Raw genomic sequence first — 14,746 nt, forward strand, 5'->3', positions numbered from 1 at the left:
CTGGGCCAGCTGGCCGAACTGGCGCTCCCAGATCGCCGGCATGTTGGCCGGGAAGCTGCTGTCGCCGAAGTAGGGCTGCCAGTTCACGTCCGGGCCGTACACGTGCGGCGACAGCAGCAGGCGATTGGCCGGCACGTTGAGCTTGGTGCAGGTCAGCGGTTCCAGATTGCCGCCCCACCAGTAGCCGTAGCTGCTGGAGCAGGTGGGGTTGTCGGTGATGCCCTCGACCACGATCAGCCACTTCGGCGCCACCTTCAGCACCGCCGCCGAGGCGCGCTCGACCGCCTTGTTCCAGTCGGTCTTGAGGTTGCCGGTGCCCCAGGTGTTGCGGCCGTTCGGCTCGTTCTTCAGGTCGATGCCGATCACGCCCGGCACCGACGCGTAGCGCTTGGCCACGAACGTCAGATCGCTGAGCCACTGCTGCTCGCTGTAGGAGTCGGTGTACCAGAGCTCGGAGATGCCCTGGCAATCGGGCGAGTGGTGGTCCAGCAGCACGTACATGCCACGGCTGCTCAACTCGTTGACCACCTTGTCCAGCACCTGCAGCGAATTCAGGCCCTGCAGGTCCGGGTTGCGGCCGTAGTCGATGCTGGTCGGCGCGACGCCGCGCAGGGTCTGCGGGCAGAACGGCAGGCGCACGGCGTTGAAGCCCAGGCCCTGCATCTGCGTGATCATGTCCTTCCAGTTGCGCGCCCACAGGCCATGCACGGTGTGCGCGCTGCCTTCAAAGCCGAACCAGTTGACGCCACGCAGCTGCACCGCGTTGCCGCGGTCGTCCACCACCGTGCCTTTGCTGACGGCGTAACTCCAGGCCGAACCGCTGGCGGCCAGCAGCGCGGCGGCCAGCACGCAACGGGTGATGCGGGTGAGAGGGGACATCGACATCTCTGCAGGTCTCCGGAAGCGGGCCGGCCCCGCGGTCGGAGCGGCCCAGATGAGGGTAGGGGCAATGGGCGCCGCCCGGCTCGGGTGGAAGCCGGGAGGGGCACGCGGATCGGCGTGGCCACCGGATCGGCGCGGCCCCGTGATGCGCGAGCGCGGCATTAGAGCATGTTCAGGTTCGTATTTGAGCGGTTTATCACAATAAATTTTTGCGACAGCGCACGTCTGGCGGGTGCCCGGCCCTCGCCGGTCCTGCGGCCGCCTCGCTACACTCGGCCGCTCATGCCTGCCGAGAGGGATCTTCGTGCAACGTCCAAACCTGTCCTTCGCGGTGCAGTGGCCCCATTGGCGCCCCGATTCCGCCTTCCGCGCGCGCCGCGTCGCCGGCGCAGCGCGGCGCGCGTGAGTCGGGATCCGCTACCGCCGTCGGCAGCGCCGGCGCCTGCCCCGGCGGTTGCCGCCGCGGCCGCTGCGCGCGCGCAGCCCGATGGCGTGCCCCCGGGCAATGGGGCGCCGCGCTGGCTGGTCCGCAGCGGCGTGGTGCTGGCGTTCGCGATCGTCGGGCCGCTCCTGGGCACGCTGGTCGTCGGTCTGCCGTTGGCGTTTTCCTGGACGTGGGGGCAGCCCGGCGGCTTCGGCGATGCGCTGCCGCTTCTCCTGCTCATGGCGTTGGTGTCCTGCATCTTCGGCGCGTTGCCGGGGCTGTTGACCGGCCTGTTCGCCGCCTATGCCTGGCCCCGCCTGCGTGGCTGGCGCGCGCATCTGCTGGTGGGGGTGATCGGTGCCGCCATGTCGGCCGTCTGCGTCGGTGCGCTCATCGCCTGGATCAACAGCCATCGCGACGCGTTCCGCGAGCCCGGCAGCTGGCTGGGATCTTGCGTGCTTGCCGGGGGCGTCGGCGCCATGCTGCTCTCGCTGGCGCTGGATCGGCTGCGCGGACGCTGAGCGCTGCCGCGGCCCGGCCGGTGCTGGCCTGCGGCCACAGGGCGCCAGCCGGCCCGCGGGCTCCAGCCACGGAAGTCCCGGGCGAGCGTCCATTTCCTCGCGCGTCCCTGCCGCACCCGCAGCCGCACGCGGCGTGCGCGCGGATGATGGCGCGCCCCACGACATCAGCGCTCGAACGACCGCGCGCGCCCAAACCGCCCCGGCCCCTGCCGATCGCCTGGCCGCGCCGCTACACTCGAGGTTCTTTGTGTCTGCCGAGGGAACTCCGTGAAACGACCGATCGTGAGCCTGCTGGCGCTTGCGCTGTCCGGCGCCAGCCTGGCGGCACCGCCGCCCGCACCGACCTTCGACACCAAGCGCTTGTCCGCCGACGTCAAGACACTGGCCTCCGACGCCTACGAGGGCCGCGCCCCGGGCTCGGCGGGCGAGGAGAAGACCGTGGCCTATCTGAGCGCGCAGTTCCAGGCGGCCGGCCTGCAGCCCGGCGGCGACCTGCGCGACGGCAAGCGCCTGTGGACCCAGGCGGTGCCGCTGCGCCGCGCCGACATCGTCGGTACCCCGCAGCTGGCCATCGCCAGCGGCGACCAGCGCCAGGCCCTGACCCAGGGCCAGCAGATCGCCGTGCGCGCCGCGCTCGACGGCAGCAGCCAGGTGACCCTGGACGGCGCGCCGCTGGTGTTCGTCGGCTACGGCGTCAAGGCGCCCGAGCGCGGCTGGGACGACTTCAAGGGCGTGGACCTGAAGGGCAAGATCGCGGTGGTGCTGATCAACGACCCCGATTTCGAGACCGGCAAGGGCGCGTTCGACGGCAAGGGCATGACCTACTACGGCCGCTGGACCTACAAGTTCGAGGAAGGCGCACGGCAGGGCGCGGCCGGCGTGCTGATCGTGCACGAGACCGCACCGGCGTCCTACGGCTGGGCCACCGTCGCCAACTCCAACACCAACAGCATGTTCGACGTGGTCCGCGACGATCCCAAGTCGGTGCACCCGGAGCTGGAGGGCTGGATCCAGCGCGATCTGGCGGTGGACCTGTTCAAGCGCGCCGGGCTGGATTTCGATGCGCTGAAGAAGCAGGCGCAATCGCGCGACTTCAAGCCGGTGGAGCTGAAGGGCGAGCGCCTGTACGCCGACTACGCGGTGAAGTCGGAGGTGATCACCTCGCACAACGTGGTCGCGCGCCTGCCCGGCAAGACCCGGCCGGACGACACCCTCATCTACACCGCGCACTGGGATCACCTGGGCGTGGGCGCACCCGACGCCAAGGGCGACCGCATCTTCAACGGCGCGCTGGACAACGCCAGCGGCGTCGCCGCGCTGCTGGAACTGGCCCGCGCCTTCGCCAAGGGCCCGGCGCCGCAGCGCTCGGTGGTGTTCATGGCGGTCACGGCCGAGGAAAAGGGCCTGCTCGGCTCGGAGTACTACGCCTCCAAGCCGCTGTATCCGCTGGCGCGCACGGTGGCGGTGATCAACATGGACGGCATGAGCCCGTTCGGGCCCTCGCGCGATTTCGGCATCTACGGCACCGCCAAGCTGGAACTGCTCGACGACCTCAAGCGCGTGGCCAAGGGCTGGGACCTGCGCTACACGCCTGATCCGAAGCCGGAAGCCGGCTACTTCTTCCGCTCGGATCATTTCTCCTTCGCCAAGCGCGGCGTGCCGGCGCTGTCCTTCGCCGCCGGCCAGGACTGGGTGGACGGCGGCGTGGCGGCCGGCAAGGCCGCCTCGGACGACTACACCGCCAAGCGCTACCACCAGCCCGGCGACGAATGGCAGCCGAACTGGACCTTCGCCGGCGCCGCGCGCGATATGCAGGTGCTGTACACGCTGGGCGAGGAACTGGCCAATTCGACGCAGTGGCCGAACTGGAGCCGCGACTCCGAGTTCCGCGCCACCCGCGACGCCAGCGCCGCACAGCGCCAAGCCGCGCCCGCCAAGTGAGTCACGCCCCAGTGCCGCCTGCGCCGCAGGCGGCTGCGGATCCGCCGCCGGGTGCGGGCGCGGAAGGCGCCGATCCGATGGGCGCCGACGCGGGGAGCGATCCGCTGCCGCGCTGGCTGGTCTACCTCGGCGTGGCCGTGGCGTTCCCATTGGTAGGGCCGCCGCTGGGGACTGCGGCGGTCTTGCTGCCGGTGATGGCGGTCGCGTGGCTCTGGGGCGGCGCTCACCTCGGTGACATCGGCGGCGGGCTGCTGATGCTGCTGGGGATCGCGCTGTATTCCTACCTGTTCGGCGTCTTGCCGGCCTTGCTGACCGGCCTGGTCGCAGTACGCGCCTGGCCGCATCTGCGCGGCTGGCGCGCGCATCTGCGCATCGGTCTGGTCGGCGCCGGGTTCTCGGCAGCGTGCATCGGCTCGGCGATCGCGCTGTTCGGCGATCACGCCGAGATCGGTGCGCTGGCCGCCGCGGCAGGATTGTGCGCGCTGGCCGGCTTCAGCGGCGCCACGTTGCTGTCGCGCGCGCTGCAAACTTTGCGCGGCGGCTGAGCGCCGCCGCGGCTCAGCCGCCGCTGGCCTGTTGCAGCGAGGGGGTGCGCCAGCCGGCGCGCACGCCCCAGAAGTAAAAGCCCAGCGCGACCACGCCGACCACCACCAGGTCCGGCCCGTAGGACAGGTAGCCGTGGCCGCCGAAGGTGGTGCTGCCGGCCCACGACAGCAGGGCGATGGTCGGCAGATAGGCGATCAGCCAGCTGGCGCCGCGCAGGTGCCGACGGAAATCCTTCCAGCCGTCGCGCTGCTGGTAGTAGGCGTACACCGGCAGGGCCACCAGCATCAGCAGGATGATCTCGCCGGTCAGCGGCCAGCGCGCCCAGTACAGCAGTTCGGTGGCCAGCACGAAGGCGGCGGCGGCCAGCACCGGCAGGCCGGCGATGCGCAGCGGTCGGTGCATCTCCGGCGCGTGCTTGCGCAGCGCCATGGCGCTGATCGGGCCTGTCAGGTAGGAAATGATCGTCGCCACCGAGATCACCGCCGCCAGCGTGCCCCAGCCGCGGAAGAAGAACAGGAACAGGTAGGACACCAGCAGGTTGAAGAACATCGCCGGGCGCGGCACGCCCCAGGTCGGATGGATCCGGCCCAGTACCTTGGGCATGGTGCCGTTGCGCTCCATGCCGTAGATCATCCGCGCGGTGGTGGCGGTGTAGGTGATGCCGGTGCCGCTGGGGCTGACGAAGGCGTCCACGTACAGCAGCATCGCCAGCCAGTGCAGGTTGACGATGATCGCCAGCTGCGCGAACGGCGAGCGGAAGTCGATGCCGTGCCAGCCGGCCTTGGCCAGCAGGTCCGGCGGCACGGCGCCCAGATAGGCGACCTGCAGCAGCACGTAGACCACCGTGGCCAGCGCGATCGAGCCGAGCACGGCGAACGGGATGCTGCGCCCGGGATTGCGCGCCTCGCCGGCCAGGTTCACCGGACTCTGGAAGCCGTTGAAGCTGAACACGATGCCGGCGGTGGCCACCGCGGTGAGCACCGCGGCGAAGTCGATGGTGTGGCTGCCGCCGTGCAGGCCGACGCTGAAGTTCTCGCTGTGGAAGCCGCTGGCGATCAACGCCACACCGGTCAGCGCCGGCACCACCAGCTTGAACACGGTGATCAGGCTGTTGGAGCGCGCGAACAGCTTGACGCTCCAGAAGTTCAGCAGGAAATACACCAGCACCAGCACCGCGGCGATGCACAGGCCGGGCACCGACAGCTCGCCAGCGCCGCCGGGCTGCTGCACGTACAGATCCTGCGCCCACTGCCAGGGCCAGGAGGCCATGTACTGCACCGAGGCCTCGGCCTCCACCGGGATCACCGACACGATCGCGATCCAGTTGGCCCAGCCGGCGATGAAGCCGACCAGCGAACCGTGCGAATAGTGGCTGTAGCGGACCATGCCGCCGGACTCGGGGAACATCGCGCCCAGCTCGGCATAGGCCAGGGCGATGGTGGTGACGATCGCCGCGCCCAGCACCCAGGCCCAGATCGCACCGGGGCCGGCCAGCCCGGCGGCGCGCCAGGCGCCGAACAGCCAACCGGAACCGATGATCGAACCGAGGCCGGTCAGCATCAGGGCGAACGGGCCGACATCGCGGCGCAGGGCGGTTTGGGTCATGGCGGGTCCGGCGGCGGCGGGAAGCGGGGGATGATCGCATAAAGCCGGGAATGGGGATTGGGGAATGGGGAATCGGAAAAGCGGCGTGTCGTTGGCTGAACGTTCCCGGCTTGCGCTCAACGATTCTCCATTCTCCATTCCCGATTCCCGGCTTACGCAAGCTTTACGCCCCACGCCCTCCATCGGCATGGAACGCTTACGCGGCGCGCGCGCAGACTGCGCCACGTCCTTTCCGTTGGATGTGTTCCATGTCGATTCTGCTGATCCAGGGCCCGCATCGCGATGCGTCGGCCATCGCCGCGGCGCAGTGTCTGGCCGCTTCCCATGCCGCGCAGGTGGTGCCGGTGGCCTGTGCCGATGCCGCGCAGATCGTGGCGCGGCTGCAGCAAGGCGCGTGCGACGACACCGAGCTGGTGCTGCTGGATTCCGGTGAGTTGCCGGCGTCGGAGCTGGCCGACCATGGCGCGCAGCTGTGCGCGGCGCTGGATGCGCTGGGCCATCCGTACATCGAGGTGCACGATGCCAGCGCGCAGGCGCTGGAACCGCTGCTGCATCCGCGGCACATGCCGTTGCTGACGGTGATCGCCAACGGTGCGCTCGCCGACAGCTACGCGATCGCCCTGGGCGTGGCGCAGCGCCGGCTCGGCGCGCGCGCGGCGCTGGCCAACTGAGGGCGCCGCCATGTCGATCCTGTTGCTCCGTGGCCCGGACTGCGTGGCCGGCCATCGCGGCCGCCCGGCCCGCATCGCCCCACCGGTGATGCGGCAATTGCTCGCCCATGCCGGCCGCGCCGGCAAGACCCTGGCCGTGCGCGGCTGCGCCAGCGAGCGCGAACTGCTGCAGGCACTGGCCCAGGCCGACCAGGCCGGGGTGGAGATGCTGCTGCTGGATCCGGGCGCGTGCTCGGACAGCGCCATCACCGCCGACGCGGTCGCGCACCTGCGCCGGCCCTACGTGGAAGTGCACGACGATGCCAGCGATCGCCGCGAAGCCTGCCTGTGCGCGGCGTCGGGGCAGCGGCTGGGCCAGGTTGGCGGCTACTGCGCGCAGGGCTACGCGCTGGCGCTGTCGATCGCGCTCGAACACCTGGGCTGCAACGGCTACGAAGGCGATGTCCACGTCGGCACCTGAGCGCGCGCGCCACTACCTGGCCGACTACGAGGCCTACAGTTTCGGCCAGCGCGTGGCCTGGGGCACCCTGGCGCACACCTGGGCCGAGCCGGCGCCGCTGGATCCGGAGCGGCTGCTGTGTCACATGCGGGCGCAGGCGGCGCAACGCCACGGCGTGGACAGCAGCGAGATCCGCATCCGCAGCGTGAGCCGGCTGTAGGGCGCGCTGTCGCCTGGAATGGCGCCGCCGCCTCGGCGTGCGGCTGGGCTGCGGTTTCGTCCTGCCAAGGCCAGGTCCCATCCTCGCCAGCGGCGGTTTCGTCGCACGCCGCTGGCGCCGTGCGACGCCGCGGCTATCCTCGCCGGAACTTCCCAGTCCCCGGCCGCCATGCTCGCCAGCCTGTTCTTCCTCGTTCGCCTGTTGTGCGCCTGGGCAGTGGCGGTGGTTGTCGCCGCCTTCGTCTGGGCCGGGTTGTTCTACGGTATGAATTCCGGACCGGGCTGGCTGTTCGGCCTGTTGGCGATGCTGTTGATGCTGTCGGCGCTGATCGCCGGCATCACCCACCTGCGCAAGGTCTGGCTGATCGCCGGGCGCCTTGACTGGGGCACCCTGGCCAGCCGCCAGCGGCGCCAGATCGAGATCCCGCTGGACACCCATGAGGCGTTCGCACTGCTGGATGCGGCGGTGCGCGAGCTGCCACGGGTGGAAGAGGTGGAAAGCACGCTGGACAGCCTGCAGGTGCGCGCCAAGGTGCGTCGCATCGATCCCTACAACGGCCGCCCGCCGTCGCGCTGGAACCTGGCCGCGCGCTTCGCGGTCAAGCGCAACCAGGTGGTGGCGACGGTGACCCCGGGCACCGGCACCAGCAGCCTGACCCTGCTGCTGGAGCCGGATGCCAGCGCCTGGATCGACCTGTTCGCGGTCGACGAGGGCAGCAACTACGAGAACGCCGAAGCCCTGGGGCGTGCGCTGGCGCGGCGCGTGGCCGAGCTGCGCCGCGACGAGCAGGCCGCCGCGGCGCAGGCCGCCACCGAGCAGGAGCTGACCGTGGCGCGGCTGAACCTGTTGCACGCGCAGGTCGAGCCGCATTTTCTCTACAACACGCTGGCCAGCGCACAGGTGCTGGCGCGGACCGATCCGCCGCGCGCCGACCTGATGCTGGGCTATCTGATCCAGTACCTGCGGCGTTCGCTGCCCAGCACCGAGGACGCGATGAGCTCGCTCGGCGACGAACTCGAGCGGACCCAGGCCTACCTGGAGATCCTGCGCATCCGCATGGGCGCACGCCTGCAACTGCAGGTGCAGGTGCCGGAGACGATGAAGACGCTGCCGCTGCCGTCGATGATGCTGCAGACGCTGGTGGAGAACGCGATCAAGCACGGTCTGGAACCCAAGCCCGGCGGCGGCACCATCTGGATCCTGGCGCGCGCGGTCGACGACCACGTCACCTTGACCGTGGCCGACGACGGCCTGGGCTTCAACACCCAGTCCAGCGGCACGGGCATCGGCCTGAAGAATCTGCGCGAGCGCTTGCGCCTCACCTATGCCGGCGCGGCGAGCTTCGCCATCGTCTCCAACTTCCCCAGCGGTGTGGCCGCCACCCTCACCCTGCCGTGGCCGGCGGGGACGACGCCGCCACCGCCGCCGGCGCCGGTGGCGACGCACACGGGAGCGCACCATGACTGACGCGATCGTCGCCGAGGACGAAACCCTGTTGCGCGATGCGCTGGTCGCGCTGCTGGGCGAGGTGTGGCCGGAGTTGCGCATCGTCGCCGAGTGCGAGGACGGCGCCAGCGCGCTGGAACGGCTGGCCGAGTTGCGCCCGCAGGTGGCGTTCCTGGACATCCGCATGCCCGGGCTGAGCGGCATCGAGGTGGCGCGTGCGCTGGGCGAACTGAGCCCGCACACGCAGGTGGTGTTCGTCACTGCCTACGACCAGTACGCCATCGACGCGTTCGAGCACGGCGCGGTGGACTACCTGCTCAAGCCGATCGTGCGCGAGCGCCTGCAGGCCACGGTGCAGCGGCTGCAGGCACGGGCGGCGCAGGGGCCGGATCCGGCGGTGCTCGACGCGCTGCTGCAGCGTCTGCAGCAGCGCCCGGTCGCCCCGTCGGCGCCGCCGCCGCTGGCCTGGGTCACCGCCAGCAGCGGCCGCGAGACGCGGCTGATCCTGCTCGACGACGTGCTGTATTTCCAGGCCGACAGCAAGTACACCACGGTGCTCACCCGCGACGGCGAGGCAGTGCTGCGCACCTCCTTGCGGGAGCTGCTGGACGTGCTCGATCCGGCGGCGTTCCGGCAGATCCACCGCTCCACCATCGTCAACCTCAAGGCGGTGGCCTCGGTGGTGCGCGACGACACCGGCAAGGGCCGGCTGAAGCTGCGCCACCGCGACGAGGTCCTGACCGTCAGCCAGCCGTACATGAGCCTGTTCCGCGGCATGTAGCCGCGCATTCCCTCGCTTCGCACTGGAACAAGGAATCTCCGCCATGCGTCTGCTCTCCGTGCTGTGGTCGTGCCTGCTCGGCCTGTTCGGCTGCCAGGGACATGCCGATCTCGACCTGTCCATGGGCGCCCGCCGCGAGACCGTGGTGCAGGCCAGCGAACGCGGCGTGCCGCTGCTCTTCAGCCGCACCACGTATCGCGGTGGCCTGGCCACGTTCCGTTGCATCGACAGCCGCAGCGGGCGCTGCCACTACCAGGTCTACGCCGCCTGCACGGCATCGCCGCAGGCCAGCGGCGGCGATGGCGCTGCCTGCAATCCGCGCGTGCTGCAGGCCTTCGATCTGGCGGTCGGTCAGCGCCGCGAGATCGCCGGGCTGCCACGCGACTTCCGCCAGTGCGTGGTGTCTGATGCACCGGCCTCGGCCTGCGGGCGCGAGTGAGAGGCGATAGCGAACGCTGGTCGATACGATCTTCCGACACAACCAGCGATGCACGATGGTCGCGGTTGTTGTGGGAGGGACTGCAGTCCCGACGCGTCTGCAATGGAACTGCCGGATGGCGTCTTGCGTCGCGACCGAAGTCGCCCCCACGCGGGCATTGCCGCGGAGCTGTCGGACGTCGCGCGTCGCGGCTGAAGCCGTTGAGAGGCATTGCCGCAGAGCCGTCGGACGACGTCATGCGTCGCGGCTGACGCCGCTCCTGCGCGATGCCTCGTTGCGGTCCGAAGATCGGCACCGTCGGAGCGGCTTCAGCCGCGACCCGGATGCGAGGTCGACCGACGCATCGCGTCGCCGTATCCGCCTTGCATCCGACTGTCGCAATCGGATCGCTGCCTTTGTGGGAGGGACTTCAGTCCCGACGCATCGGCAACGGAACTGCCGGATGACGTCTCGCGTCGCGACTGAAGTCGCTCCCACAGGTGTTCCCCGCGATCCGGCATCCGCGCTTTCAGCTACGGCGTCCGTCGTGGCAGCGACGCGCACCCACTCAGTAATCCACGCCCACCGAGAACAGCAGCGTGCGTGGATCGCCCAGGGCCACGGCGCGCTGCAGGCCGCCGGTGAAGTAGTCGCGGTCGAAGGCGTTCTTCAGGTTCAGCGCGTAGCGCCAATGGCCCTGGCGGTAGCCCAGGCCGGCATCGAACACCAGGTAGCCGGGAATGCGATGGCCGTAAGCGGTCTTCTCGCCTTCGGCGCGGGCGCCGCCGCTGACGCTCCAGCCGTCGGCCGCGCCGTGGGCGGTGTACTGCAGCCACACAGAACCGCTATGCCGCGGCACGTTGTTCAGGCGGCTGCCGACGCTGCTGACACGCTGGCCACCGTCGTCGGTGACCACCGCATCGGTGTAGGCGTAGCCGCCGAACAGGCTCAACCCGTTGCCCAGGTCGGCGGCGGCGTTGAGCTCCAGGCCGCGGCTGCGCTGTTCGCCCACGGCGATGCTGTAGCCGTCGTTGAACGGATCGCTCTGCAGCACGTTGCGCCGGCGCAGGTCGTACAGCGCCATGCTCAGGCTGGTACCGCTGCCGACTTCCATCTTGACGCCCAGTTCCACCTGGCGCCCGCGCTCGGGATCGAACTGCGCGCCCTGCGCATCGACGCCGACATTGGGATAGAACGAGGTGGCGACGCTGACATACGGGCGCAGCCCGCCACCGGCGTCGAACATCAGCGCCGCCGAACCCGTCGTGGCACTGTTGTCGGTGCGCGTGTCGCTGCCGGCCAGCCGGTCCTCGCTGCGGTTGCGGCTGCGGTCGTGGCGCAGGCCCAGCAGCAGTTGCCAGTCCGTTGCGAACTGGATGCGGTCGCGCAGGTACAGGCCGCCCGAGGTCACCACGCTGAGGTTGTCGCGGGTGGGGCGGGCCGGGCAGGTCACGGCGCTGCCGTAGACCGGCGCGTACACGTCGAGATTGCCGACGCGGCAGGTCGACTGCACGTTCCATTCCCAGGTCTTGAACGCGTCCAGGCCGGCGGTGACGGTGTGCTGCCAGGTGCCGGTGGCGAAGCCGCCCTGCAGGTAGGTGTCCTGTACCCAGGTGCGTCCGTCGAACTGTTGCTGGGTGGCGGTACGGCGCAGCGTGCGCAGGTTGGCGGCCAGGCCGTTGTTGGCGATCAGGAAACCGTCCAGACCGAAGCTCTGCCAGCGCGCGGCATGGTGCAGGCTCCAGCCGTTGTGGAAGCGGTGATCGAGCACGTAGCCGATCCGGCTCTGATGGCTGTGGTACGGCCGCTGCCCGGGTTCGCCGGTGAACAGCGCGCGGTCGATCCTGCCGTTGCGGTTGGGTTCGGCGCTGCCTTCCCAGGGCAGGCCCTGCTGGCGGATGTAGTCGCGTTCCTGGTAGCTGGTCAGCAGCACGAAATCGGTGCGCGGGCCCAGGTCCAGCGACAGCGAGGGGGCGATCCAGCGGCTGCGGAAGTACACGTGGTCGGTCGGGTCGTCGCTGTTCATCGCCAGCGCATTGAGGCGCAGTGCGACCTTGCCATCGGCCGACAGCGGCTGGTTGAGATCGACGCTGCCCTGGCGCAGGCCGTCGCTGCCCACGCCCAGGTCGACCCGCCGCATCGGCTCGGCGCCGGGACGCTTGCTGATCAGGTTGACCAGGCCGCCCGGCAGCACCTGTCCGTACAGCAGCGAGGCCGGGCCCTTCAGCACCTCCACCTGCTGCACGCCGAACAGTTGCTCGGCCACGCGGTTGCTGTCGGCGGTGCGCAGGCCGTCGACGAACAGCGCGTCGGAGGCGGTCTGGCCGCGGATGATCAGGTCGTCCCAGCCGCGCCGGCCGTAGGTGTTGGCGACGACCCCGGAGACGTTGTGCAGGGCATCGGACAGGGTGCGCGCCTGCTGGCTGTCCAGCAGCGCGCGCGGCACCACGGTGATCGAGAACGGCGTCTGCGCCAGCGGCGCATCCGACTTGTCGGCCTGCACCGGTCCGGTGGCGCGGAAGCCGCTCTGCGCATCGGCGCGCACCTGCACCGTGGGCAGGGCGGTCGCCTGTGCGGCATCGGCGCCGCTGTCGGCGTCCGAGATGGTGGCGGCGTGCGCAGGCAGGGACAGCGCCATGCCCAGCAGGCAGGCGCACGAAAGGGGATGCAGTGTCATCGAGACCGTGGGGCGAAAGTTCTAATCGAGAATGATTATATTTCGCGAAACGGGCGTTGGGAATGCCCTGTGTCACCGCGGTCGGCCGACGCCGGTTGCGTCGGGTGGGTGCGGTTTGACTGGGGGCTGGCATCGCCGTGGCGTTGCGCCCTTGCGGCGATCGCGGGGACTTGAGCGAACACGCTATCGGGCGCTCGGATCGCGACCGACTGCGCGCGTGTTGCGCCCGAGTCGCGCCCGCGCGTGATGTCGGATCGGCGGGCGCGCCGTCTATCGCAGACGGCGCGCGTGAGAAGCGTGTGGCGGACTCAGCCGGCGACGCGGAACACGCCGGGCTGGCCGCCGGGCGGCGTGCCTTCGAACTGGATCAGCGAGGCGACCAGTTCGGCATGCAGGCGGATGCGGCCCATCTCGCGCATGATCCGGATGTCCTCGTGGCGCAGTTCGCGGTTGGCCACCACCTCGCGCTTGTAGGCGAGGATCTCCGGATACTTGCGCGCCATGTTCAGCGCGTCGGCCACGCACTCCACGGTGTCGGCATCGGCCGACAGCGGTTCGCGGCTGTTGAACGCGGTGAGCCAGCGCTCGAAGCCGGCGGTGCGGTCGAACATGTTGGCGATGAACCAGATCACGAACAGGATCGCTACCCACGAGGTGACCACGATGACGATGCGCGAGAACGTCAGGTGGTAGTCGTGCTGCCACAACTGCGCGGTGATCACGCCGAGCAGGATCAGCGAGATCGCCTGCCAGCCGATGATCGACGCCACCAGCCACTGCTGCTTGGCCTTGGCCAGCAACGCGACCTCTTCGCGGATCTGCGCCTCGCTCTTGTGCTGCCAGTGCGCGACCTGTTCGGGAAACGAGCGCTGGTGCAGCGCGTTGTCCTCGAGCAGCAATCCCAAGCCTTTGAACAGAGCGAGCATGACGGGCTCCTTGCAGATGCGGTGACGGACGCGAAACGTCGGTTGGCGATCTTGAGGCAGCTTCTTTCTAGCACAGCGGCCGCAAAGTGCATGCTGCGGTCGCACATGCAGCTCGGCCGCGGCGCGCCATACGCCATCGCACGGCGCTCGCGCCGCTTTCGCTACCATCGGCGCATGCCCCCGCTGCTACGCACCCTCTCCGCTCCGGCCACCGCGCAGATCCGCCGCTGGGTGCTGGGCGCCTTCCCGCGCGAGCGCGACGCCATCGACTACGACCAGCCGCTCGGCGATGTGGGCCTGTTCGGTCCGGACAGCGTCACCTGGCGCATCCATGCCGAGTTTCCCGGGATGCTGGCCGGCGGGCTGTGTGCGCTGCTGCTGCAGACCCTGCATCCGCTGGCGCTGGCCGGGGTCTACGACCATTCCAACTTTCGCGAGGATCTGGTCGGGCGCCTGCGCCGCACCACCCAGTTCGTCGCCGCCACCAGCTACGCGCCCACCGACGCGGCGCAGCGCCAGATCGCCCGTGTGCGTGCGATCCACACGCGGGTGCGCGGCCACACGCCCGACGGGCGTGCCTACGCCGCCGACGATCCGGCGCTGCTGACCTGGGTCCACGTGACCGAGGCCTACGGCTTCCTGCAGGGCTACCGCCGCTACTGCCGCGCGGTGCCGGCGGCGATCGCCGACCGCTATTACGACGAAGGCCGTCGCGTCGCCGAAGCGCTGGGCGCGCGCGACGTCCCGGCCAGCGAGGCGGCGGTGCTGGACTATTTCGCGCGGCAGCGGCCGCTGCTGCGGGTGGATGCGCGCTCGCGCGAGGTGCTGGCGGTGCTGTCCGGCCTGCGCCTGCCGGTGCCGGCGCCGGGGCTGTCGCGCGAACTGTTCCTGGGCGCCGGCGCAGCGCTGTTGCCGCCGTGGGCCAGCGCCCTGCTGCGGCAGGCACGGCTGCAGCGCACCGGCCCGACGGTGCCGGCCTGGTTGCTGCAGCAGGTGGCGCCGCTGTTCCGGGTGGCACTGCACGATGGCATCGCCGCGCGGGCGTGCCGACGGGTGGGGCTGACGACACAGGCACTGGCGCAGTGGCCACAGCGGACTTAATGATTTATCCGCATCGCTGAACGCAGCATCGCGTCACGGACGGTCAAGATCGCCGGTCCCAGGCCGCTGTATCCAGCATCTACGCCGCACTCCCGACCCTCGATGCCGCCGAACCCGCTCGCCGACAGGAAGCGTGACCGTCGCTTTC

At 70.2% G+C, this 14,746-nt stretch carries 14 protein-coding genes; 10 read left to right on the plus strand and 4 right to left on the minus strand.

Annotated features, from left to right (window positions below; all coding sequences use genetic code 11):
• Nucleotides 1–885: glycoside hydrolase family 5 protein (locus tag CEK69_RS09115; protein ID WP_152245167.1), on the minus strand; the 885-nt coding region annotated here is incomplete at its 3' end.
• Between the two features lie 534 nt (nt 886–1,419).
• Here CEK69_RS09115 and CEK69_RS09120 point away from each other — a divergent pair.
• The 3 genes from CEK69_RS09120 (at nt 1,420) to CEK69_RS09130 (ending at nt 4,313) form a co-directional block, all read left to right on the plus strand.
• On the plus strand, nt 1,420–1,827 hold the full coding sequence (locus CEK69_RS09120; RefSeq protein WP_223875724.1) for a hypothetical protein: 408 nt from the start codon (nt 1,420–1,422) through the stop codon (nt 1,825–1,827).
• A 267-nt stretch (nt 1,828–2,094) separates the two neighbouring features.
• The gene (locus CEK69_RS09125; RefSeq protein WP_026143885.1) at nt 2,095–3,768 is read left to right on the plus strand and encodes a M28 family metallopeptidase; all 1,674 of its coding nucleotides are present in this window, start codon (nt 2,095–2,097) and stop codon (nt 3,766–3,768) included.
• Between the two features lie 77 nt (nt 3,769–3,845).
• Entirely contained in the window at nt 3,846–4,313 is a 468-nt protein-coding gene (locus CEK69_RS09130; RefSeq protein WP_152182478.1) for a hypothetical protein, read from the plus strand.
• Nucleotides 4,314–4,326: 13 nt separating this feature from the next.
• Here CEK69_RS09130 and CEK69_RS09135 read toward each other — a convergent pair whose 3' ends face one another.
• The gene (locus tag CEK69_RS09135; RefSeq protein WP_017908520.1) at nt 4,327–5,919 is read right to left on the minus strand and encodes an APC family permease; all 1,593 of its coding nucleotides are present in this window, start codon (nt 5,917–5,919) and stop codon (nt 4,327–4,329) included.
• Nucleotides 5,920–6,167: 248 nt separating this feature from the next.
• Here CEK69_RS09135 and CEK69_RS09140 point away from each other — a divergent pair, with 248 nt between their 5' ends.
• The 6 genes from CEK69_RS09140 to CEK69_RS09165 all read left to right on the plus strand — a co-directional run bounded on the left by CEK69_RS09140 (nt 6,168) and on the right by CEK69_RS09165 (nt 9,915).
• Nucleotides 6,168–6,590, plus strand: coding sequence for a hypothetical protein (locus CEK69_RS09140; RefSeq protein WP_017908519.1), 423 nt, complete (start codon nt 6,168–6,170; stop codon nt 6,588–6,590).
• Nucleotides 6,591–6,600: 10 nt separating this feature from the next.
• The gene (locus CEK69_RS09145) at nt 6,601–7,050 is read left to right on the plus strand and encodes a type II 3-dehydroquinate dehydratase (RefSeq protein WP_152182479.1); all 450 of its coding nucleotides are present in this window, start codon (nt 6,601–6,603) and stop codon (nt 7,048–7,050) included.
• Nucleotides 7,031–7,249 (plus strand): hypothetical protein, encoded by a 219-nt coding sequence (locus CEK69_RS09150; protein WP_017913865.1) that lies wholly within the window; start codon nt 7,031–7,033, stop codon nt 7,247–7,249. Before CEK69_RS09145 ends, CEK69_RS09150 begins: the two co-directional genes overlap by 20 nt.
• Nucleotides 7,250–7,417: 168 nt before the next feature.
• Nucleotides 7,418–8,716: a histidine kinase gene (locus tag CEK69_RS09155; RefSeq protein WP_152245169.1), complete on the plus strand. Its 1,299-nt coding sequence runs from the start codon at nt 7,418–7,420 to the stop codon at nt 8,714–8,716.
• Nucleotides 8,709–9,476 carry a LytTR family DNA-binding domain-containing protein gene (locus CEK69_RS09160; RefSeq protein ID WP_017908516.1) on the plus strand — a complete coding sequence of 256 codons (768 nt, stop codon included), beginning with the start codon at nt 8,709–8,711 and terminating at the stop codon, nt 9,474–9,476. The genes CEK69_RS09155 and CEK69_RS09160 overlap by 8 nt, the downstream gene beginning before the upstream one ends.
• A gap of 43 nt (nt 9,477–9,519) precedes the next feature.
• Nucleotides 9,520–9,915, plus strand: a complete 396-nt coding sequence (locus CEK69_RS09165) for a hypothetical protein (RefSeq protein ID WP_017908515.1) — start codon at nt 9,520–9,522, stop codon at nt 9,913–9,915.
• A 547-nt stretch (nt 9,916–10,462) separates the two neighbouring features.
• Here the strand turns inward: CEK69_RS09165 and CEK69_RS09170 are convergent.
• Nucleotides 10,463–12,571, minus strand: coding sequence for a TonB-dependent siderophore receptor (locus CEK69_RS09170; RefSeq protein WP_152245171.1), 2,109 nt, complete (start codon nt 12,569–12,571; stop codon nt 10,463–10,465).
• A 308-nt stretch (nt 12,572–12,879) separates the two neighbouring features.
• Nucleotides 12,880–13,665: a hypothetical protein gene (locus CEK69_RS09175; protein WP_226975107.1), complete on the minus strand. Its 786-nt coding sequence runs from the start codon at nt 13,663–13,665 to the stop codon at nt 12,880–12,882.
• A gap of 6 nt (nt 13,666–13,671) precedes the next feature.
• On the opposite strand from CEK69_RS09175, the gene CEK69_RS09180 reads away from it, so the two are divergent.
• Nucleotides 13,672–14,598, plus strand: a complete 927-nt coding sequence (locus CEK69_RS09180) for an oxygenase MpaB family protein (protein WP_152245173.1) — start codon at nt 13,672–13,674, stop codon at nt 14,596–14,598.
• Nucleotides 14,599–14,746: the final 148 nt, after the last annotated feature.

Origin of the sequence: Xanthomonas sp. LMG 12462 (assembly GCF_009192885.1) — a bacterium.
Taxonomy (GTDB): Bacteria; Pseudomonadota; Gammaproteobacteria; order Xanthomonadales; family Xanthomonadaceae; genus Xanthomonas_A; species Xanthomonas_A sontii.